General features: G+C 33.6%; 23 protein-coding genes. 21 read left to right on the forward strand and 2 right to left on the reverse strand.

Features of this window, described 5'->3' with window-relative positions; all coding sequences use genetic code 11:
* Positions 1–29: 29 nt before the first annotated feature.
* The 3 genes from I6U48_RS17930 to I6U48_RS17940 are packed head-to-tail and all read left to right on the forward strand — an operon-like array spanning position 30 to position 3642.
* Positions 30–500, forward strand: a complete 471-nt coding sequence (locus tag I6U48_RS17930) for a (2Fe-2S)-binding protein (protein WP_218321842.1) — start codon at positions 30–32, stop codon at positions 498–500.
* A gap of 3 nt (positions 501–503) precedes the next feature.
* Positions 504–1385: an FAD binding domain-containing protein gene (locus I6U48_RS17935; protein WP_218321843.1), complete on the forward strand. Its 882-nt coding sequence runs from the start codon at positions 504–506 to the stop codon at positions 1383–1385.
* Positions 1375–3642, forward strand: coding sequence for a xanthine dehydrogenase family protein molybdopterin-binding subunit (locus I6U48_RS17940; RefSeq protein WP_218321844.1), 2268 nt, complete (start codon positions 1375–1377; stop codon positions 3640–3642). The genes I6U48_RS17935 and I6U48_RS17940 overlap by 11 nt, the downstream gene beginning before the upstream one ends.
* Before the next feature lie 81 nt (positions 3643–3723).
* Here the strand turns inward: I6U48_RS17940 and I6U48_RS17945 are convergent, their stop codons facing one another.
* Positions 3724–4476 carry a response regulator transcription factor gene (locus tag I6U48_RS17945; RefSeq protein ID WP_218321845.1) on the reverse strand — a complete coding sequence of 251 codons (753 nt, stop codon included), beginning with the start codon at positions 4474–4476 and terminating at the stop codon, positions 3724–3726.
* 26 nt (positions 4477–4502) lie between these two features.
* Positions 4503–5714, reverse strand: coding sequence for a sensor histidine kinase (locus I6U48_RS17950; protein ID WP_218321846.1), 1212 nt, complete (start codon positions 5712–5714; stop codon positions 4503–4505).
* Between the two features lie 288 nt (positions 5715–6002).
* Here I6U48_RS17950 and pduA point away from each other — a divergent pair, with 288 nt between their 5' ends.
* The 18 genes from pduA to I6U48_RS18040 all read left to right on the forward strand — a co-directional run bounded on the left by pduA (position 6003) and on the right by I6U48_RS18040 (position 22001).
* Positions 6003–6284: a propanediol utilization microcompartment protein PduA gene (pduA, locus tag I6U48_RS17955; RefSeq protein ID WP_218321847.1), complete on the forward strand. Its 282-nt coding sequence runs from the start codon at positions 6003–6005 to the stop codon at positions 6282–6284.
* A gap of 83 nt (positions 6285–6367) precedes the next feature.
* Positions 6368–7186: a propanediol utilization microcompartment protein PduB gene (gene pduB, locus I6U48_RS17960; protein WP_376774582.1), complete on the forward strand. Its 819-nt coding sequence runs from the start codon at positions 6368–6370 to the stop codon at positions 7184–7186.
* A gap of 16 nt (positions 7187–7202) precedes the next feature.
* Positions 7203–8867: a propanediol/glycerol family dehydratase large subunit gene (locus I6U48_RS17965; RefSeq protein WP_218321848.1), complete on the forward strand. Its 1665-nt coding sequence runs from the start codon at positions 7203–7205 to the stop codon at positions 8865–8867.
* A 15-nt stretch (positions 8868–8882) separates the two neighbouring features.
* Positions 8883–9551 (forward strand): propanediol/glycerol family dehydratase medium subunit, encoded by a 669-nt coding sequence (locus I6U48_RS17970; RefSeq protein ID WP_218321849.1) that lies wholly within the window; start codon positions 8883–8885, stop codon positions 9549–9551.
* A gap of 10 nt (positions 9552–9561) precedes the next feature.
* Complete coding sequence (locus tag I6U48_RS17975) at positions 9562–10074, forward strand: diol dehydratase small subunit (RefSeq protein WP_218321850.1); 513 nt, start codon at positions 9562–9564, stop codon at positions 10072–10074.
* Between the two features lie 15 nt (positions 10075–10089).
* On the forward strand, positions 10090–11916 hold the full coding sequence (locus I6U48_RS17980; protein WP_218321851.1) for a diol dehydratase reactivase subunit alpha: 1827 nt from the start codon (positions 10090–10092) through the stop codon (positions 11914–11916).
* On the forward strand, positions 11913–12350 hold the full coding sequence (locus I6U48_RS17985) for a glycerol dehydratase reactivase beta/small subunit family protein (RefSeq protein WP_218321852.1): 438 nt from the start codon (positions 11913–11915) through the stop codon (positions 12348–12350). Before I6U48_RS17980 ends, I6U48_RS17985 begins: the two co-directional genes overlap by 4 nt.
* A 62-nt stretch (positions 12351–12412) precedes the next feature.
* Positions 12413–13111 (forward strand): BMC domain-containing protein, encoded by a 699-nt coding sequence (locus tag I6U48_RS30150; RefSeq protein WP_218321853.1) that lies wholly within the window; start codon positions 12413–12415, stop codon positions 13109–13111.
* Between the two features lie 5 nt (positions 13112–13116).
* Positions 13117–13770 (forward strand): phosphate propanoyltransferase, encoded by a 654-nt coding sequence (locus tag I6U48_RS17995; RefSeq protein WP_218321854.1) that lies wholly within the window; start codon positions 13117–13119, stop codon positions 13768–13770.
* A gap of 5 nt (positions 13771–13775) precedes the next feature.
* Positions 13776–14621, forward strand: a complete 846-nt coding sequence (gene eutJ, locus I6U48_RS18000; protein WP_218321855.1) for an ethanolamine utilization protein EutJ — start codon at positions 13776–13778, stop codon at positions 14619–14621.
* Positions 14622–14634: 13 nt separating this feature from the next.
* Positions 14635–15459: a flavoprotein gene (locus I6U48_RS18005; protein ID WP_218321856.1), complete on the forward strand. Its 825-nt coding sequence runs from the start codon at positions 14635–14637 to the stop codon at positions 15457–15459.
* 21 nt (positions 15460–15480) lie between these two features.
* The gene (locus tag I6U48_RS18010) at positions 15481–15756 is read left to right on the forward strand and encodes a EutN/CcmL family microcompartment protein (protein ID WP_218321857.1); all 276 of its coding nucleotides are present in this window, start codon (positions 15481–15483) and stop codon (positions 15754–15756) included.
* Positions 15757–15770: 14 nt separating this feature from the next.
* A complete protein-coding gene (locus tag I6U48_RS18015) occupies positions 15771–16784 on the forward strand; it encodes a cob(I)yrinic acid a,c-diamide adenosyltransferase (RefSeq protein WP_218321858.1) in 1014 nt (337 codons plus the stop codon).
* Positions 16771–18180 (forward strand): aldehyde dehydrogenase family protein, encoded by a 1410-nt coding sequence (locus I6U48_RS18020; RefSeq protein WP_218321859.1) that lies wholly within the window; start codon positions 16771–16773, stop codon positions 18178–18180. The genes I6U48_RS18015 and I6U48_RS18020 overlap by 14 nt, the downstream gene beginning before the upstream one ends.
* A 283-nt stretch (positions 18181–18463) precedes the next feature.
* Positions 18464–19792, forward strand: coding sequence for a 4Fe-4S dicluster domain-containing protein (locus I6U48_RS18025; protein ID WP_218321860.1), 1329 nt, complete (start codon positions 18464–18466; stop codon positions 19790–19792).
* 14 nt (positions 19793–19806) lie between these two features.
* Positions 19807–20355 carry a BMC domain-containing protein gene (locus I6U48_RS18030; protein WP_218321861.1) on the forward strand — a complete coding sequence of 183 codons (549 nt, stop codon included), beginning with the start codon at positions 19807–19809 and terminating at the stop codon, positions 20353–20355.
* Positions 20356–20383: 28 nt separating this feature from the next.
* Complete coding sequence (locus I6U48_RS18035) at positions 20384–21196, forward strand: MIP/aquaporin family protein (protein WP_218321862.1); 813 nt, start codon at positions 20384–20386, stop codon at positions 21194–21196.
* 196 nt (positions 21197–21392) lie between these two features.
* The gene (locus tag I6U48_RS18040; protein WP_218321863.1) at positions 21393–22001 is read left to right on the forward strand and encodes a manganese efflux pump; all 609 of its coding nucleotides are present in this window, start codon (positions 21393–21395) and stop codon (positions 21999–22001) included.
* Positions 22002–22138: the final 137 nt, after the last annotated feature.

The following is a 22138-nucleotide window of genomic DNA, read 5'->3' on the forward strand; positions in this document are numbered from 1 at the left end:
CATATAGGGTGTTAGGAGCTGATATAGATATGTTTATAGAACTTACTGTAAATAAAAAGAAATACAAGTTAGATGTAGATCCAAGAAAAAGGTTGCTGGATATTATAAGGGAAGATATTGGCCTTACAGGCACTAAAGAGGGATGTTCAGAAGGAGAATGTGGAGCATGTACAGTTATTATGAATAAAAGAGCGGTGAATTCTTGTATGATTTTAGCAGTGCAAGCGAGAAATAAAGAAATTATAACTGTTGAAGGTTTGGAGAAAAATGGCGAGCTTGATGAACTTCAGAAGGCCTTTATAAACAAAGGTGCAGTTCAATGTGGGTTCTGTACTCCAGGAATGCTTATGTCCTGTAAAGCTTTGCTTATGAATAATGTTAATCCTACAGAAGAAGAAATTAAAAAAGCTATAGAAGGAAACTTATGTAGGTGTACTGGCTACAATAAAATAATAGAGGCGGTTTTAGATGCTGTAGTTATGGTTAATAGGGAGGGATAAAGCATGAGTGAAATGACTATAAAAACTCCACAGACTTTAGAAGAGTTGAAGCGCTATATAAGTAATGCTGATGACAACACTTATATTTTAGCCGGAGGAACTGATTTTATCATAAAAATGAATAAAAAGAATATATATGAAGGGACTATTATTGATTTAACAGGAATTAGCAAGTTAAACTATATAACAAAAGAAGATGACTTTATAAAAATAGGAGCAAATACTACTTTTACAGATATTTCTGAAAGCAGTATAATAAATAGCTATGCGACCTGCGTAGCACAGGCAGCATCAATGATTGGATCAACACAAATAAGAAATTGTGCTACTATAGCAGGAAATGTGGCAAACGCTTCGCAAGCAGCAGATTGTATTCCAGCATTAATATGTCTTAATGCTAAAGCTAAAATAATGAATGGAGAGGGAATATTTATTGAAAAAAGTATAGAGGAATTGGTTTTAGGAATAAATAAGAATTCTCTAAAAAAGGATGAAGTTATAGTTGAGATATTAATCCCAATTAGAAACATCAATTATAAATCCGCTTTTTCTAAAATTGGCAGCAGAAGTTCAGTCACTATATCTAAATTAAACATGGCTGTTAGTTTAAAGCTTGGAAAGGTAATTGAAGAAGTATCCATAGTAATAGGTTCTCTTGGAGAAAAGGCCTTTCATTCTACTATATGCGAAGAAATTCTTGTCAATAAAGAAGTAAATACAGAGCTTTTTGAAAGTTTTAAAGAGAAACTTAAATATCAGGTTGATTTAGCTATACCAAATAGAAAGTCTAAAGAATATAAAAGAGAAGCCATTCTAGGAATCTGTGATGAAATTATTGGAAAGTTATTTGAAAGTTCTATAGGAGGTAATAGCCGTGATAGATAACTATAAGTATATCGGTAAATATGTGCCTATGCAGGATATTGTGGAAAAGGTTACTGGAAAATTGAAGTATGTTGCGGACATGAAATTACATGGTATGCTCTATGGAAGGTTTCTTTTAAGCAGCGTAGCTCATGGAATAATTGAGGATATAGATCCATCAGAAGCAGAAAAATTAGAAGGCGTTGAGGCGGTATTTACATATAAGAATACACCTAATATTAAGTATAACTCTCATAGATGGTATGAGGGACATAGAGTGCCAGAAGATGAAACTATGTTTACAAGTAAAGCTAGATTTGTAGGAGATAAAATTGCAGCAGTTGTAGCTAGAGATTTAAAAACAGCTGACGAGGCTTTAGGATTAATTAAAGTAAAATACAAAGAATTAGCTGCAGTGATTGATCCGAAAGAAGCTTTAAAGGAGAATTCTCCTAAAGTACATGAAGATACAAATTTGATTTTTTCAAAGGAAATGAAATATGGAGACTGTGATTTAGAATTCAGTAAATCGGAATATGTAGTAGAAGACACTGTTACTACTCAGAAAGTTCATCATGCTGCTATTGAACCACATGTTTGTTTATCAAGTATAGATGAATTTAACAATATTGTGGTATGGTCGCCTTGTCAAGAAATTTTTCAAACTCAGCTTATTGTTGCTCAAGCTTTAGGAATCCCTAAGAGCAAAGTGAGAATTATAAAAACAGCTATGGGAGGATCCTTTGGTGGGAAAACTCATCCTGTTTTAGAACCAATCAGTGCATATGCTTCTTTAGTTTTAAGGAAGCCAGTTCAATTTTTACTAGACAGAAGCCAATCAATAATAGGAACAAGAACAAGACATAATATGATTGGAAAGGTCAAAACTGTGCTGAATAAAGAAGGTATTATCCTATCAAGAGATATCGATGTATTAGTTGATACGGGAGCCTATCTTACTAATGGAATTGCTATAGCAATGGCTATGGGTAAAAAAACAAGTAGATTGTATAGGATAAAAAATCAAAGATATAATGTAAAAGTTGTATATACTAATACGCCTATAGGAGGTCCATGCAGAGGATATGGTTCACCGCAAATACATGCCATAACAGAAATTAATATAGATAATGCTGCAAGAAAGCTAGATATGGATCCGGTAGAGCTTAGACTTAAAAATCTTCTTAAACCATATGAAAAGGATCTAGGCGGTGGAACAGATATTGGAAATGGTAGAGCTATTGATTGTGTTAAGATTGGAGTACAAGCTTTTAATTGGGAAAAAAGATGGCCGCAGATATCGACGGATGGCAGATATGTGAGAGGCGTTGGAATGGCCGCTGTAACACATGGTAATGGATATTTTGGAGCATATCCTGAATTTTCAACGGTATATGTAAGAATGGATGTAGATGGACATATACTTTTAAAGGAAACTGTGCATGATCTAGGTTGTGGAACCGTTATAACTATGAAACAAATTGCAGCAGAGGTGCTAAGTATTGATATTGATAAAATTTACGCAACAGAAGGAGACACCTTTGTTACTCCATATGATTCCGGAGGTACGCAAGCTAGCAGAGTAACTTATGTTTGTGGTGCCGCAGTTAAAAGAGCCTGTGAATTACTGGTAGAAAAAATTATTAGTTATTGTGCTTTAATATTTAAATGTGGAGTAGACAAAGTTGCAATGGAGAATGAAAAACTTTGGTGTAAAGATAAGCCTGACTACAAATTTACTTATGCAGAAGCAGCAACTTTAATCGAAAATAATTATAGTAATGGATTAGAGGTTATGAATACATACAATGCTCAATCTAATCCAGCTGTATATGCAGCAGATTTTGTGGAGGTTGAAGTTGACACAGAGACTGGTTTAGTGAGAGTTACGGATTTGCTTGCAGTACATGATATAGGAAGAGCTATAAATAAAACCTTGGTAGAGGGGCAAATACAAGGTGGAGCACAAATGGGTATAGGATATGCTCTTACAGAGGAGATAGATATTGACAACAAAGGAAGAATAAAGTCTAATACCTTCAGCAAATATCATCTAGTAAATGCGCCAGATATGCCGAAAATTAAAACTATCCTCATAGAAGAAGGGGATGAAAATGGACCTTATGGAGCTAAAAGTGTAGGTGAAATTGCAACTAATGGAATAGCCCCGGCAATTATAAATGCAATAAATCATACCTTGGGAGTTAACATAACTACAATGCCAGCAACTCCTGAAAGAATAATTAGAGCTTTAAAAGAGAAAAAAGACAAATTCTAATAAAGTAAATATAAAAAACTCATAAATAAGGAGCTGGTAAGTTTCATACTTATCAGCTCCTTTATCTATGCTTAAAATTATTTATAAATCTAAAGGATAGATCCTTTGTGCAGACCTATATTTGTGAGGTGATATTCCTTCATATTTTGTAAAAACTTTAGTAAAGTAAGTAGGATCTATATAACCAACAGCTAAAGATATTCCACTTATGCTTCTATCGGTAGAGGATAACAATTTTTTTGCTTCTTTAATACGAGTTTTAGAGACATATTCTGTAAAATTTAAGCCAGTATGGTTTTTAAAATATCTACTAAAATATTGAGGATTTAAATGTATATATTCGGATACTACTTCCAGAGTTATATTCTTACTAAAATTTTTGTTTATATATTTTATTGCTTTGTAAATAGGATTTTTGTCGGAAGATATATCAATTGAATTATTAGAATTCATATTATCATGCTTTAATAGAGAGAGAATTTTATTAATTGACTCATTTAATTCTTTGGGTTTTGCTGGTTTTAGAATATAGTCAACTACCCCAAGTTTAATAGCGTTTTGTGCAAAGCTAAAGTTATCGTAAGCTGTCAATATGATAGTTTTTACACCTGGAAGAAACTGAACAATAGATTTTTGTGCTTCTAAGCCGCTTTTTTCTGGCATTTTGATATCCATTAGAATTATATGAGGTTTATGTTTTTGAGATAAAGCAACAGCTTCCTCTCCTGTTGTCGCTTCATCGACTATGTTAATATTAGCAAAACTTTTTTTCAGTATAAATCTCATAGCTTTACGTTCAAAAGCTTCGTCGTCAGCAATTAATAGCTTGTACATAATTTTAAACACCTCCCTAATAGCTTTTAATAAATAGGTGGTACCTTAACATATACGGTGGTTCCTGAATGAGGAGAACTTTCAATTTTAATGCCAAATTCATCGCCAAAATAATAAACTAGTCTATCTTGAACAATTTTCAAGCCAATGCCACCACTATTACCAGAAGAATTTATACTACCTAGCAGCATGTCTAACTTTTCTTTACTCATACCTACGCCATTATCAGTTATTTTAATTAGAACAGATTTATCAGGTAAGATTTCTCCAACAACATTGATTTTACCAGGATTATTTTGAGGTTCTAGTCCATGGATGATAGCGTTTTCTATAAGGGGCTGCAGAGTCATAGATGGAATTTTATACTTTAATATTTTATCTGGAATCTTTATATCATAACTAAGTTTGTCACTGTATCTTGTTATCTGAATAAATAAATACTTTTGTATGTTTTCTAATTCAACACCAATTTCAACCATATCCTCTGAATTTTTTATACTGTACCTTAGTATATCAGATAGGGAATATATGAGTTCCGCAGTCTTTTCGGAGTCTTCCATAAGTGCCATACCTGCAATTGTATTTAAAGTATTAAATAAAAAGTGAGGATTAACTTGAGATTGGATGGATTTAATCTGAGTATCTTTAACTAACTGCTGAAATTTCATTTTTTCTTTAGTTTCTTTAAGTAGTTCAGCATGAGTTACATTAGCAACACCCATTTCTGCAATGTAATTAGCAAACATAGAGAGAAAATCTGCAGAATCTATTATTTTATTACGTTTAATAGATTTTATTTCATTAAGTGCAGCTTTAAGGTCTTCAATAGGGATATCTAATTCTATAGATAATTTTTTTAAGTTGACAAGACTTCTGGTTTTATGTTCTTCTATGACCACTTGTCCACAAAGCATGGCACCAAGATAAACATTATTTACAATGATTGGAGCTGTTAAGTCCGTAAGACCTGCATGGCAGGTGTAAACTATAGGTTTTTTTAGAAGCATAGATTTTAGACCTCCTTCAGCATCACAATTACTGCATCTTCTATAACCCTCTTTAGTAGTTCTAAGTAAGTTGCAAAATTTTGTAAAATTACTTGGGGCGGTTATAGGTGTACCAAACCTATCAACGGTTACTGCGGATAGGTTAGTCATCTTGGAAAACTTATCTTGAATGTCTTGAAGAGAATATATATCTATAATTTCACTTAATGTGTATTCTTTTGAATCATTCATAAACACCTCATTAGTTATCAGCATAAATAAAAAGATTTTCTTACAAATAATTATAACAATATGTGGTTAAAGAAATCAATTAAAAGCATACCTTAAAAAATGACTATATTTACAATGGTTACAGTAGATAATGTAAAGAAAATACATAAAGTAGTCTAAAAATTACAAATTTAAGAGGTGAATATAAACATTAAATTAAACAAAATATTGCAAAAATTCTATTAAATATTCATATAAAATAGAAACATAAACGTTATTTTAAATATTTAATATTTTTGGAGGTGTCTTATGGGACAAGAAGCTTTAGGAATGATAGAAACAAAAGGATTAGTTGCTGCAATTGAAGCTGCTGATTCAATGGTTAAGGCTGCAAACGTTGCATTAATAGGCTATGAAAAAATAGGGTCAGGACTTGTAACTGTTATGGTTAGGGGAGATGTAGGAGCAGTAAAAGCTGCTACAGATGCAGGTGCTGCATCAGCTAAGAGAGTTGGAGAAGTTATATCTATACATGTTATTCCAAGACCACATACAGATGTTGAAAAATTATTACCTAAATTAGCTGAATAATGAAATTGTGAGGTAGTAACATGGATAATGCATTAATTGAAAAGGTTTTATCAGAATTAGGTAGCAAAATAAACTTACAGAATATAGATAAAGACATGATGAGTAAAATCATCCAATCAGCAGCAGAAAAGATAATACAAAGTGAAGCTGCTAGTTTAAGTGAAAAAAATATTGTGATAGAAGAAAAAAGGGAGGTAGTAACGATGAGTGCACCGTCAGCAATAACAGAATACGTAGGAGCTGCAAGAGGAGACACCGTTGGTTTAGTTATAGCTAATGTAGATTATTATTTACATGAAAAAATGGGATTAGATAAAAAATATCGTTCTATAGGAATAATTAGTTCAAGAACTGGAGCAGGTCCACAAATTATGGCGGCAGATGAAGCTGTAAAAGCTACTAATACAGAAGTAGTAACTATCGAAATGGCAAGAGATACAAAGGGTGGAGCAGGTCATGGTTCATTGATTATACTAGCAGCTGAGGATGTATCGGATGCTAGAAGAGCCGTAGAAGTAGCTCTAAAAGAATTAGATAGAACTTTTGGAGATGTATATGGATGTGATGTTGGGCATCTTGAACTTCAATATACAGCAAGAGCAAGCTTGGCTTTAGAAAAAGCTTTTGGAGCTCCGCTTGGAAAAGCTTTTGGAATAATTGTAGGAGCTCCAGCAGGAATTGGTGTAGTAATGGCAGATACAGCTATGAAAACTGCAAATGTTGAAATGGTAACTTATGCAAGTCCAGGAGCAGGTACAGCACACTCAAATGAGGTTATTATAACAATCACAGGAGATTCTGGTGCCGTTAGACAATCAGTAATTGCTGCTAGAGAAGTTGGAATGTCAATTTTGAGGTCGATGGGACAAGATCCTAAGACAGATACTCAACCATATATTTAACAGGGGTGGTGTTACAGTGAAAAGATCTAAAAGATTTGAAATATTAGAAAACAGACCAGTTCATAATGATGGATTCGTTAAAGAATGGCCAGAAGTTGGATTAATAGCAATAGGAAGTCCAAATGATCCAATTTCAAGTATTAAAGTGGAAAATGGAAAAATAGTTGAAATGGATGGAAAAAAGAGAGATGAGTTCGACTTTATTGATAGTTTCTTAGCTGATCATGCTATTAATATAGAAAACGCTGAAAAGGCTATGGCAATAGACTCTTTAAGCATAGCTAGAATGTTAACAGATATAAATGTTTCAAGAGATGAGATAGTTAAGATAACTACTGCTTTAACACCGGCAAAACTTGTTGAAGTAGTTGATCAATTGAACGTAGTTGAAATGATGATGGCTCTTCAAAAAATGAGAGCTAGAAAAGTTCCATCAAATCAATGTCACGTTACTAATGTACGTGATAACCCAGTTCAGATCGCTGCAGATGCCGCTGAATCAGCTCTAAGAGGCTTTGATGAAATGGAAACAACAGTAGGTATAGTAAGATATGCTCCTTTCAATGCATTAGCAATTATGGTAGGTGGACAGGTTGGTAGACCAGGAATACTAACTCAATGTTCTCTAGAAGAAGCTACTGAGCTTAAGCTAGGTATGCTTGGATATACTGCTTATGCAGAAACTATATCTGTTTATGGAACTGAAAACGTATTTGTTGATGGTGATGATACTCCTTATTCAAAGGCTTTCTTAGCATCAGCTTATGCATCACGTGGTCTTAAGATGAGATTTACATCTGGTACTGGTTCAGAGGTTCAAATGGGATATGCTGAAGGAAAATCAATGCTTTACTTAGAAGCAAGATGCATAATGATAACTAAAGGTGCAGGATCTCAAGGCTTACAAAATGGTTCGGTTAGTTGTATAGGTGTTCCAGCTGCAGTACCAGGCGGTATAAGAGCAGTACTTGGTGAAAACTTAATAACTACAATGTTAGATTTAGAAGTTGCTTCAAGTAATGACCAAACTTTCACTCACTCTGATATAAGAAGAACTGCAAGAACAATGATGCAATTCTTACCAGGAACTGACTTTATATGTTCAGGATATAGTTGTACACCAAACTATGATAACATGTTTGCAGGTTCAAACTGGGATGCTGAGGATTATGATGATTGGCTAATTATGCAAAGAGACTTAAAAGTAGATGCAGGTCTTGTTCCAGTAAAAGAGGAAGATGTAGTAGCTATCAGAAATAAGGCAGCCAAAGCAATTCAAGCAGTATTTAGAGAATTAGGCTTACCAGCTATTACTGACGAAGAAGTTGAAGCAGCAACTTACGCTCATGGTAGCAAAGATATGCCTGCTAGAAATGTAGTAGAAGATTTAAAGTCCGCTCAAGAATTGTTAACACGTGGTATTACAGGGCTTGATATAGTTAAAGCACTTCATAAAGGTGGAATGGCTGATATTGCTGAAAGAGTTCTAAACTTGTTAAAACAAAGAATAGTAGGAGACTACCTACATACATCTGCTATCTTTGATGAAAATTATAATGTTATAAGTGCTGTTAACAATGTTAATGACTATATGGGACCTGGAACAGGATATAGACTTGAAGGTGAGAAATGGGAGAAAATTAAGAACATAACTCACGCCCTAGATCCTGACAAAATGTAAAGGAGTGATTGATATATGGTAAATTCAGTGTCTAATGAAGAACTAATAGAGTTAATAACCAAACAGGTTTTAAGCCAATTAACAGCTGGCATAAATTCAAGTGATACTAAAACTAATGCTGCACCTGCAAGAGTTGGCAGGATGAGATTAGAAGAAGTTGGTACTGCTGAAGTTGGAAAAAGAAGCGATGAAGTTGTTGTAGCTGTAGGACCAGCCTTTGGAAAAACTCAAACTGAAACAATAGTTGGAATACCTCATGATGATGTATTAAGAGAAGTTCTAGCAGGTATAGAAGAAGAAGGTATGGTTCCAAGAGTAGTAAGATCGTTACGTACGTCAGACGTATCTTTTATGGCTAATAATGCTGCTAAGCTAAGTGGATCAGGTATAGGCATAGGAATACAGTCTAAGGGTACTACAGTTATACATCAAAAAGACCTAGAGCCATTAAATAATCTTGAATTATTCCCACAATGCCCATTAATTGACAGAGAAACTTTTAGAGCCATAGGCAAAAATGCTGCTAAATATGCTAAGGGTGAATCACCAGATCCAGTGCCTGTTAAGAATGATCAAATGGCTAGACCTAGATATCAAGCTAAGTCAGCGGTACTTCATATAAAAGAAACAGAACATGTAGTGCCAAATGCTAAGCCTATAGAATTAAAAGTAGTTTTCGAATAGGGGTGAAGTTATGGATAATAATGCTTTAATAGAACAAATAGTTAACCAAGTTTTACAAACTATGACAGCTGGTGAAAATAAAGCACCACAGAGTTGCGAGAATAAATGTACTGAAAGCTTAACTAAAAATGATTATCCTTTAGGCCAAAAAAGAAGTGATTTAATAAAAACTAAAAATGGTAAAGGCTTAAAAGATATAAATATAGACAATGTATTGAATGGAAGTATAACTCCAGATGATATAAAAATTACTCCAGAAGTTCTTTTATATCAGGCCCAAATAGCAGAATCTGTAGGAAGAGTTCAGTTTGCAAGAAATCTTAGAAGAGCCGCAGAATTAACTGCAGTTCCAGATGCTAGAGTTTTAGAAATATACAATGCGTTAAGACCTTATAGATCAACAAAACAAGAATTACTTGATATAGCAAATGAATTAGAAAATAAATATAATGCAAAAACAAGTGCAGCACTTGTTAGAGAAGCTTGCGAAATTTATGAAAAGAGAAACAGACTAAAAGTTTAGGTAGGTGGTGTACAAGTGAAGCTTGTGGCAGGAGTAGATATAGGAAATTCCACCACTGAAGTTGCCATTGCCGATTTTGATGATAACTTAAAATTTGTTGTTAGCAGTATGGTTAAAACTACAGGAATTAAAGGAACCACTGATAATGTGGCAGGAGTGCTTATTGCTTTGAAAGAAGCCTGCGATAGTATACACATGTCCGTTGACAAATTGCATACTATATGCATAAATGAAGCAACTCCAGTTATTGGTGATGTTGCTATGGAGACAATCACGGAAACTATAATTACTGAATCAACTATGATAGGACACAATCCAGATACACCTGGTGGTATAGGAGTGGGCATTGGCAGAACGGTATTTCTGGATGAACTTGAATATCTTCATAGTAATGATGATGTGATTTGTATAATTCCTAAATCAGTAGATTTTGAGACTGCAGCTAAAAAATTAAATGAAGCATTCAAAAAGAACATTGAAATTACCGGAGCCGTTATACAAGGTGATGATGGAGTCATAATATCAAATAGATTAGATAAAAAAATACCAATTGTTGATGAAGTAGCCTATATTGATAAAGTTCCTATAGGAATGCTTGCAGCAGTGGAGGTAGCAGCTCCAGGAAAAACAATAAAGGTATTATCTAATCCCTATGGACTTGCCACTGTCTTTAAACTTTCACCAGATGAAACAAAACACATAATTCCTATTTCAAGGGCTCTTATTGGCAACAGGTCAGCTGTTGTCATAAGAACCCCTGAAGGGGATGTAAAAGAGAGGGTTATTCCTGCGGGAAAACTAATACTTATGGGAACTAAGCAAAAAAAGGTTGGAGTAGAAGAAGGTTCTAGTTCAATAATGAACAGCTTAAGTGAAGTATGGCCTCTAAAAGATGTGAGTGGTGAAGCAGGTACTAATGTAGGTGGAATGATAGAGAGAGTAAGACAGGTAATGGGTGAACTTACAGATCAAAATATAGAGAATATAAAAATACAGGATATTTTGGCTGTAGATACATTTATACCACAGAAGGTTCAAGGGGGCTTAGCAGGAGAGTTTGCTTTAGAAAACGCTGTAGCTCTTGCTGCCATGGTAAAAACAAGTAAATTACCTATGGAAACCATAGCTAAGAAACTTCAAGCTGAAACTAATGTACAAGTTTTGATTGGTGGAGTAGAAGCTAATATGGCAGTTCTTGGAGCACTAACTACACCAGGATCAGACAAACCTCTTGTTATATTAGATATTGGAGGAGGTTCAACAGATTCAGCTTATATTAATAAGAATGGAGAAGTTAAATCAATTCATCATGCTGGTGCAGGTGAAATGGTTACAATGCTTATAAAATCCGAATTAGGATTAGAGGATTATAATCTGGCAGAGGATATAAAGAAAAATGCCCTTGCTAAAGTGGAAAGTTTATTTAATATAAGGTATGAAGATGGAAGTGTATGCTTCTTTCAACAACCCTTAGATGCATCTCTATTTGCAAGAAATGTAATAGTTAAAGAGGATGAGATGTTACCTGTTCCTACTAAACATAGCATAGAGAAAATAAGAGTTGTAAGAAGAGAAGCAAAGAAAAAGGTATTTGTAACCAATGTTATCAGAGCATTAAAAGATATTGCACCTAATAATGACTTAAGATCTATCGACTTTGTAGTGCTTGTAGGTGGTTCAGCATTAGACTTTGAAATTCCTGAAATGATATCCGATGAGCTTTCTCATTATGGAGTTGTTTGTGGAAGTGGAAATATAAGAGGAACAGAGGGACCTAGAAATGCTGTGGCAACTGGGCTTGTAATTTCCTACTACAATAGCTTGAGAGGTAAGGAAATATGATAGGTAACAGTGTGGAGATACCATGTATTTTTGTATGTTTAAATAATACAAAGGAACCTCTTTTAAGAGAAATTCTTGCAGGTATAGAAGAGGAAGGTATTCCATATAAGCTGAAAAACATAGAGTTTAGTGATGAAACTATGCAAAGATGTATTCATAGTGAAGCGCAAAATTCTAAAATAGGTATAGCTATTGGAATTATGAATAGCAGAATAATTCTTCAATACAGCAAGCTTAAAGAGGAGAACCCACTTATAAACTTAAAGCTAAATTTATATGAAAAAGAAAAAGCAAGAATAGTTGGTTGTAATGCAGCAAGACTTTATAAAATAATGCCTTTTAAGGATATTGAACTTGTGGATGTAGATGTGATAGAAAAAGTTAGGGCGTCAGTAATCTCAGCTCTGGATAAATTGAATATTAAAATTTCTTAAGTCAGAAGAAGAATGTAAATTGTTTATTTGAATACTTTGCAAATTTTTAGGGAGGGGTTTTAATGAATGGAGAAGCCCTCGGTGTTATTGAAACCGTTGGAATGGCTGCAGCAATAGAAGCAGCAGATAGCTGTGTTAAGTCAGCTAATGTTGAACTAATAGGATATGAACTAACAAAAGGATCAGGACTTGTGACTATTAAGATACAAGGAAATGTTGGGGCAGTAAAGGCTGCTATTGAAGCAGCAAAGGCTAGTGCTACTAGGGTTAACAAGGTGTATGCAACACTTATTATACCAAGGCCAGCTGCAAATTTAGAAAGCATTATTGAGTCTGATTCCACAGTAGGAATTAATAATGAAAAAAGTGAAGTAGTAGAAAGTAATAAAGAAGCTCTTGAAGAAGACACAGATCAGTTAGATAGTAGTAATCGTGATGAATCTGATGAAGAGTTTCAAGAGAAAAGGGAAGATTTAGTTTGCGATGGTTCTACTTCAACTAATCCTGTGGAAGATAAAGAATTAGGGGAAGAAGTAAATAAGGAAGATGTCGATGAGGAAGAATTCAACGAAGACAAGGAAAATTCTTATGAAGAAGAGGAATTGCAGGATGAAAATGAAGATGATTCTCAAAAAGAAGAGGATTCTTTAAATGGACAAGAAAGTGATGATGTATGCAATATATGCCATGATCCAGCATGTCCAAGAAAAAAAGGGCAACCCAAAACTTTATGTATACACTATAAAACAACTCGAAGGTGATATAAATGGTAGAGATAAATGAATCCTTAATAAAAGATATAGTATTAGACATTGTGGGAAAAGCTGAAATAAAAAACAGAGAATTTTCAATACCTGTAGGCATATCTAATAGACATATTCATGTAACGCAAGAAGACTTAGAATGTCTCTTTGGCACAGGATATGAACTTACAGTAAAAAATAGTGTAAAACAGATTGGCCAGTTTGCGGCTAATGAGACAGTAACTATTGCAGGATCTAAAGGTTCTTTCCAAAAGGTAAGAATTTTAGGTCCTGTAAGAAAATACAGCCAAATTGAAATATCAAGGACAGACGCTTTTGCTTTAGGAATAAAACCACCAGTTAGAAATTCAGGAGAGCTTGAAAACTCAGAAACTCTATCTGTTATTGGACCAAATGGTATGCTGATTTTTAAGAATAGAGTAATTTGTGCTAAAAGACACATTCATATGATACCTAAGCAGGCAGAGGTCTATGGTGTAAAAGATGGAGACTTAGTAAATGTAGAAACAGCTGGAGATAAAGGTGTAATATTTAAAAATGTTCTTATCAGAGTTAGCGATAAATCAGCTTTAGAGTTTCATCTAGATACAGACGAAGCTAACTCATCAGAATTAAAAAATAATGAACTTATAAGGATAATGAGTAAGAGCAGGTGATGTGTATGTCAGAAAATTCTTGTCCAGAAAATATATTGGATAAGTCCAGTACCTTTATTAAAGAAATGGAAGAAACTATTTTAAATCCAAAGGAAATAGACGAAAAGGAAGAACTTAAAGTTGGAGTAGATTTAGGTACATGCAATATTGTTATAACAGTATTAGATAAAAATAATAAACCAGTAGCTGGAGAAGTTTATCCAGCCAGTGTTGTTAAAGATGGAATAGTAGTTGAATACTTAAAGGCAGTAAATATAGTTAGAGAATTAAAAGGTAGATTGGAAAAAACTTTAAATAGAAGTCTCGACTATGCTGCTACCGCTATACCACCAGGAATAAGCAAAGGGAATATAAAAATTATTCAAAATGTAGTTGAGGCAGCGGATTTTAATGTAACTAATGTAATTGATGAGCCTACTGCAGCATCTGATGTTTTACATATAAAGGATGGTGCAGTGGTGGATATAGGTGGCGGTACAACTGGAATATCCATATTAAAAGATGGCGAAGTTGTTTATACTGCAGATGAACCTACAGGAGGACATCACTTGAGTTTGGTTGTTGCAGGCAGTTTACAAATGGAATATGAAGATGCTGAAAAATTTAAAGTGGATTCTAAAAACTATAATACTGTATTTCCTTTAGTTAGACCAGTAGTTGAAAAGATGGCCAATATAATCCTACAACATATTAAAGGTTATGATGTTACGACTATTTATCTTGTAGGAGGAACCTGTTGCCTTAAAGATATAGAAAAGGTAGTTGAGAAATATACAAATATTAAGACAATAAAGCCATATAATCCGTTATTAGTAACACCTATAGGCATAGCTATGAATGATGTCAAGTAAGCGAGGTGAGTAAGTGGATATTGAAGATTTATTAAAAACTATAGTTACTCAGTTAGTAGCAATGATGAACAAGAGGGTAGTTATATTCATATCTGGCGGTGCGGTAAATTTAAAAGGAATATTTGATACTTTAGCTTCTATGAAAATGCTTCAGTATGACATAGTAATAACAGAAGCTGCGAAGAAGGTTATACCGGAACAATATATTTCTAATTTAAATTACAAAATAATAGATTGCAAAGTTGAAATGACTAAAGCGATAAGAGAAGATGAGTTTATATTAGTACCAGTAATGACAAGAAATACTTTAGCTAAATGTGCTACTGGCCTTCAGGATAACTTGATCACCGTTGGAATAGCTGAAGCACTTATGATGAATAAAGAGATAATTGCTGTTAGAGACAGTTTTGATCCTCAGAATGATAAAAATATATCTTTAGGCTTTAGTAAAAATCAAGCATACAACAAATTAATATTAGGTTATGAGGATAGCTTAACTAATTTTGGAATGAAATTTATAAATGCTTGTGAATTAAAACAAGCTATAACCGGCAAGTTTGGTATAGGAAGCAATATTAACCAAAGTGTTTCAATAGGACAAACCGTTGTGAAACAAGAAAATAATATTAAAGAACCTGTTGAAGAAGTCAAAAATTTTAATGCTTCAGTCAGCAATGTGACTGAAAGTAAGAAAATTTTATCAGGAGTTTTAACGACAGAGGATTTAATGACAGCTGCAAGAAACTCTAAAGAAATATATATTAAGCAAGGCTCTTTAATAACTCCTATGGCGAAAGATTATATATACAATAACAAGTTAGTTGTTAAATATTGTTAATGAAAGTGAAGGGGTATAGATATGTTTTTGGCAAAGGTAGTTGGAAAAGTTGTATCAACACAAAAGGATCCAAAGTTCATTGGAAGTAAACTGTTAATAGTTAAGAAAATAGATGAGAACGAAAAGGTAATTGGTGAACCTTTAGTTACTATTGATACTGTGGGAGCAGGAATTGATGAAACTGTAATTGTAGTTACAGGAAGTGGAGCAAGGTATACGGATACTTCAGAAAAAATTATACCAGCAGATGCTTCAATTATAGGAATTGTTGATTCTATTGAATGGGATCGAGAATAGTAGGTGGTGATAGAATGAAAATATACACCAAAACCGGAGATAAGGGAAGCACTAGTCTTGTAGGAGGAGAGAGAACAGAAAAATATGATCTAAGAGTGTGGGCTTATGGGACAATAGATGAAGCTAATTCATCTATTGGTGTTGCAAGAGTTTACATTAAAGAAAATGATTTATCGGAAAAAGTTTTAAAAATTCAAAAAATTCTCTTCGAAGTTGGCGCTGAACTTGCCTCAGTGGGAACAAGTCATTATAAAGCAAGAATAAAGGATGAAGATATAACATTTCTTGAAGATACCATCGATAAACTAGATGAACTTAAGCCTTCACAAAATGGATTTATAGTACCTGGCGGAACTATAGAATCAGCACATCTTGATGTAGCAAGAACAGACATAAGAAGGGCTGAAAGATATGCAGCAGAACTTAAAAATTCTTATGAAATTAGTGATAATCTGATCAAATATATTAATAGATTATCTGATGCTCTCTACGCCATAGCAAGGTATTTTGATTACAAAGACATAATGAAGAAAACAGAAGAAAATATAAGAAGATTTAGAGAAGATAATCATGAAATAAATCAATTTTCAGCACAAACAAACAGCCAAAAAGTGATTAATAGTCAAACAGCTGAGTATATAACTCAAAAGTGTATACAAAAATCCTATGAAATAGGAATTTCTATGGTTATATGCATATCAGATTTTAATGGAAATATTGTAATGCTTGAACGAATGGATGATTCTCTTTTAGCAAGTATAGAAGTAGCTATGAAAAAGGCATATACTGCTGCGGCACTTAAAGCTCCGACTCATGAATTACATGAGCTGTCACTGCCAAGTGGAGAGCTTTATGGAATTAATAATATGGAAAAGATAGTTACCTTCGGTGGTGGATTCCCACTAAAAATAGATAACAAAATAGTTGGTGCAATAGGAGTCAGTGGAGGTACAGTAGAGCAGGATATGCAGATTTCGAAGTACGGAGTAAAAGTTTTTGAGGAGGTATTAGAAAATGGAATTAGGTAGTAGTGAATTGTCATTTATAATAGAAAAAGTTTTAAAGGAAATGAACCAAAGAGAATTAAAAGAAGAGGTCAGCGACGGAATATTTGATACTATGGATGAAGCCATAGAGGCTGCTTATAAAGCACAAAAAAAGTATGCTGAATACTCAATTGAACAGCGTGAAAAATTAATAGCTGCTATGAGAAAAGCAATAATTGATAATGCTATGGAAATAGCAAATCTTTGTGTTAGCGAGTCAGGTATGGGAAGAGTTGATCACAAATATTTAAAATTAAAGTTAACTGCAGAAAAAACACAGGGAACAGAAATATTAAAAACAGAAGCATATACAGGAGATAAGGGACTTACTCTTGTTGAACATGGTGCTTTTGGAGTTATAGGTTCAATTACACCATCGACTAACCCTGCAGCTACAGTTGCTTGCAATAGTATAGGAATGTTAGCTGGTGGAAACACAGTTGTATTTTCACCGCATCCAGGGGCTTTCAATGCATCTTTAACTATGGTTAGAAAATTAAATGAAGCTATAAAAGAAGCTGGAGGACCAGATAATCTTATTACTGCAGTAAAACAACCTTCCTTAGAAAATACAAATATAATGTTAAAGCATGAAAAAATAAGAATGATAGTTGCAACTGGAGGACCAGCTATAGTAAAAATGGCTCTTTCTTCAGGAAAGAAAGCTATAGGTGCTGGAGCAGGAAATCCTCCTGTAGTAGTAGATGAAACAGCGGATATAAAGAAAGCTGCAAGAGATATAATTGCAGGCTGCAGCTTTGACAACAATCTGCCTTGTATAGCAGAAAAAGAAGCTATAGTAGTTGACTGTGTATATGAAGAATTAATAAAAGAGATGAAAACTAACAGAGCAGTATATGAATTGAATGATGAAGAAGCAGAGCAAATGGTAAAAGTAGTTTTAACTTATAATAAAGGAAAAAATACTTACTCCGTAAATAAACAATTTGTAGGAAAAGATGCTAAATATTTATTGCAGAATATAGGAAAAACAAATATTGAAGGAATCGAGTGCTTAATTTACAGAACTGAGAATAGTCACCCTTTTGTTCAAGAAGAACTTATGATGCCTATACTTCCTATAGTTAAAGCAAAAGACTTTGAAGAAGCATTGAAATTTGCTGCTCAGGATGAACATGGAAATAGGCATACTGCTATGATGCATTCTAAGAACATAGATAATTTAACTAAAATGGCTAGAGCGATAGACACTACAATATTTGTAAAAAATGCACCATCTTATGCTGGAATAGGCTTCGGTGGTGAAGGACACACAACCTTTACTATAGCTGGACCTACTGGAGAAGGATTAACAAATGCAATTTCTTTCACAAGAATAAGAAGATGCAGCATGGTGGAATCATTTAGAATAGTATAACATAAGGTTTTTAGAGGACAATTGACAGAGGACAGAGGACAGTGAAGGAGAGTTTTCTTCCTTACGTCAGAAAACTAATTTATTTTTTAGGCTTGTTTTGCTATGCAAAACATCGCTAGTCCATATAAATTAAAGATTTTTTGTAGTGCAGCGGAGAAAAATCCTCCTTCACTGTCCTCTGTCAATTGTCCTCTGTCCTCTAAAAATATTTAACTTATGCCAACTATTACCAATAAATATACTTTAGCCATAATTCTCAACTAAAAGAAGGGGAGGTGTAATCGTGGATTTACTTGAAAAAATTCGAGAAGCTGGGATTATAGGAGCAGGTGGAGCTGGATTTCCTACTCATGTTAAGTTAAATTGCAAGGTTGAATATTTTATAGTAAATGGCTTAGAATGTGAGCCACTACTTGCATCAGATAAATTTATGATGAGAAATTACAGTGATGAAATATTGCAGGCAACAGAAGAAATAGGTAAGGCAATTGGAGCTCAGCACGTAGTAATAGGATTAAAGGAAGAGTATGAAGAGGAAATAAAGGCTCTAAAGAATTCTATATTAAAATTTAATTCTAAAGTTAAACTTCATTTAAGTAGAGCTTTTTATCCAGCTGGCGATGAGCAGATACTAGTATATGAAATAACAGGTAAGACAATACCTCCAGGAGGGATTCCATTAAATGTAGGTGCTGTAGTTTCTAATTCTGGTACTGTATTTAATGTTTTCGAAGCTATGCACAATAAGTCAGTTACTTATAAATTTGTTACAGTTATAGGCGAGGTAAATATACCTTCAATTCTTAAGGTGCCTATAGGTACAACTGTTAAAGAATGTTTGGAAAAGTGCGGTGGAACTACAATTAAGGATTACATGATAATAATGGGTGGTCCAATGATGGGAAGAAAGATGAAAAAAGAGGATATTGATACTAGAGTTATTAAAAAAACTGATGGAGGAATTATTGCAATTCCGAAAGATCATTACTTAGCTCAAAAAGAAAATATGACTATTGAGCACATGAAAAATCAAGCGAAATCTGCTTGTATACAGTGCCATTTTTGTACTGATATGTGTCCGAGAAACTTAATTGGACATCCGTTGAATCCACATAAAATAATGAGAAATATTGCTTTAGAACAATTAGATAATGAGGCAACAAAGCAAGCATTAATATGTTGTGAATGTGGAGTATGTGAATTATATGCATGTCCTATGGGATTGTCTCCTAAGCGCATAAATGTTTACTTGAAGGGAAAATTGAGAGATAGAGGAGTGAAGTGGCAGAACGTAAATAATGCGGTTTCAGCTAATGTGTTTAGAGAATATAGAAAAGTTCCTACGGATAGGCTAGTAGCAAGATTAGGATTAAGCAAATATAAAAGACAGAGACTTCAAGAAGAAGAGGAAGTGAAGCCTGCTGAGGTGAGAATTCCTTTAAGACAGGGAATAGGTGCTGAAGCAAGTCCAATTGTTAAAGTCAATGATGTGGTAGAGCAAGGACAACTTATAGGAATGGTAGAAGAAGGAAAAATGGGATCTAATGTGCATGCTAGCATTAGCGGTGTAGTTTCTGAAATAAGCGATAGCATAGTAATAAAAGCTATTTAAGCTGAGGTGATAAAATGATAAGAACTATAGGAATGATAGAATTAAATAGTATAGCAAGAGGAATTGAAGTTGCAGATGAGATGCTTAAATCTGCGGAGGTAAATTTACTTTTGGCCAAGACTGTCTGCCCAGGAAAATATGTTGTTTTAGTTACAGGTAACGTAGGTGCTGTACAAGCAGCAATTAAGCATGGTGAAGCCATAGGAGCAGAGTATATAGTCAATAAATTACTATTACCTAATGTACATCCACAGGTAATTCCAGCAATTAATGCAGCAAGCAATGTTGAAAGATTAAGGGATTTAGGTGTATTAGAATTTTTCAGTATAGCATCTGCTATCATTGCCGCTGATGCTGCTGCAAAGTCAGCTGATGTTGAGCTAATAGAAGTTAGATTAGGTGTTGGAATTGGTGGAAAGGCTTTTATAACGCTTACAGGAGATGTAAGTGCAGTTAAAAATGCTGTAACAGTAGGAGCAAATACAGCAATTGAAAATGGAATGCTAGTAAATAAAGCTGTAATATCTGCTCCAAATAAAGAATTACTTCAACATTTACTATAAAATTAAAAGCTTATAAGGAGAGGATTATATGAAAAATAATATGTTTGGTGAGTGCTTGGGTGAAGTTATAGGTACATTTATTTTCATGTTTATAGGGACAGGGACTGTTGCTTCATTAGTTGCAGCAGGGACAAATATAACTTATTGGAATTTATCTATATGTTGGGGACTGGCAATAACTATTGCAGTATTTATAGTTGGACTTGTTTCAGGAGCACATTTAAACCCATCAGTTACAATAGCTCTTGCAGCGTGGAAAGGCTTTGATAAAAAGAAGGTAGTTCCATATATTATATCTCAAATAATAGGAGCTTTTTTGGCAGCAGCACTAACTTATGGATTATACGGAAAAGTTATTACAACTTTTGAAAGTAGTAAGAATATTGTAAGAGCATCAAATGCAGGTTGGGCAACAGCTGGAATATTTACAACCTTTCCAAAGTCAGGTTTAACAATGTTTAATGCTTTCATGGTAGAGGTATGTATTACTGCATTTTTAGTACTAGTTATATTTGCAGTATCAGATGGAAGAAACGAAAGCTGTCCTAAAGCAGGATTTCCAGCTTTAGCGATAGGTTTAACAGTAGCATTTATAGGTGTTTCTTTCGGACCTTTAACTGGCTTCTCGATGAATTTTGCTCGTGATTTTGGTCCAAGATTATTCTGTATGATGGCAGGGTGGGGAACATCAGTGCTTGGACCTAATGGATATGGACTTATTGTACCATTATTTGCACCAATTATAGGTGGACTTATAGGTGGAGGCATATATGAAAAATTAGTTGCACCCTATCTTCCAGGTGTAGTAAATGCAAAAATAAATGAGAGTGAATCAGTATAAAATTCTTATAGAAAGCTTTGGATTTTAAGAGGCAGTATTTTAATAAAGAGCTAGAATGTTCTACAATAATAAAATATTTATTAAGCTTTGTTATAATGCTCTATTGAAATATAGATTGTAACAAAGCTGCATTTTATTATTTCTCAGTAAATATACACAAAAGTTGATTGTTAAGTACTCTAGGAGGATATCAATCATGCATCTTTTTTATGTCTTTCTAATAGCTTTAGCAAATAATGTTGATAATATTGGTGTCAGAATTGCCTATAGCATACGCGGAATAAAAATAGATATTTTAAAAAATCTATGGATTTCTATTATTACTTTTATTATTTCCTCGTTATCAGCTCTTTCAGGAACATTTATATCATCAATACTAAGTAGGCGTGTAGGAGCTATACTAAGTATGATTATACTTACGACAATAGGATTTTGGATTGTTTTGGAGCCTTTTTCCAAAGTAAAGGAAATTAAAAATGATGCAGTTAAAAATAAAAATTTAATTTGTAACATACTAGAGAATCCCGAGAGTGCGGATATAGATAATTCAAAGGACATTGACTTTAAAGAAGCAACCTTTCTTGCAATTGCTCTTTCAATAAATAATATAGGAGGAAGCTTAAGTGCTGGAATTATTGGATTAAATTCATATTTTATAGGAGCATTTTCTGCAGCATTAAGTTTTATTGCTCTTTGGTCAGGAAATTATTTAGCTGTACTTCTAAATAGATATAAGATTGGAAACAAGGCAATTATAATATCGGGAATTATTTTAATCATAATAGGAATAAAACAGGTATTTTAGTATATTTAGTCTGTTTTAATGATTTTTTCAAATTAAAATAACAAATTTTGATTTAATATTGCGATTTTTCTGAAAAATATTGCGAATTAAATTAAAATTTGCTAAAATATTACACAATAAAACCTTTACGAAGAAAA

Origin of the sequence: Clostridium thailandense (assembly GCF_019207025.1) — a bacterium.
Classification (GTDB): Bacteria; Bacillota; Clostridia; order Clostridiales; family Clostridiaceae; genus Clostridium_AM; species Clostridium_AM thailandense.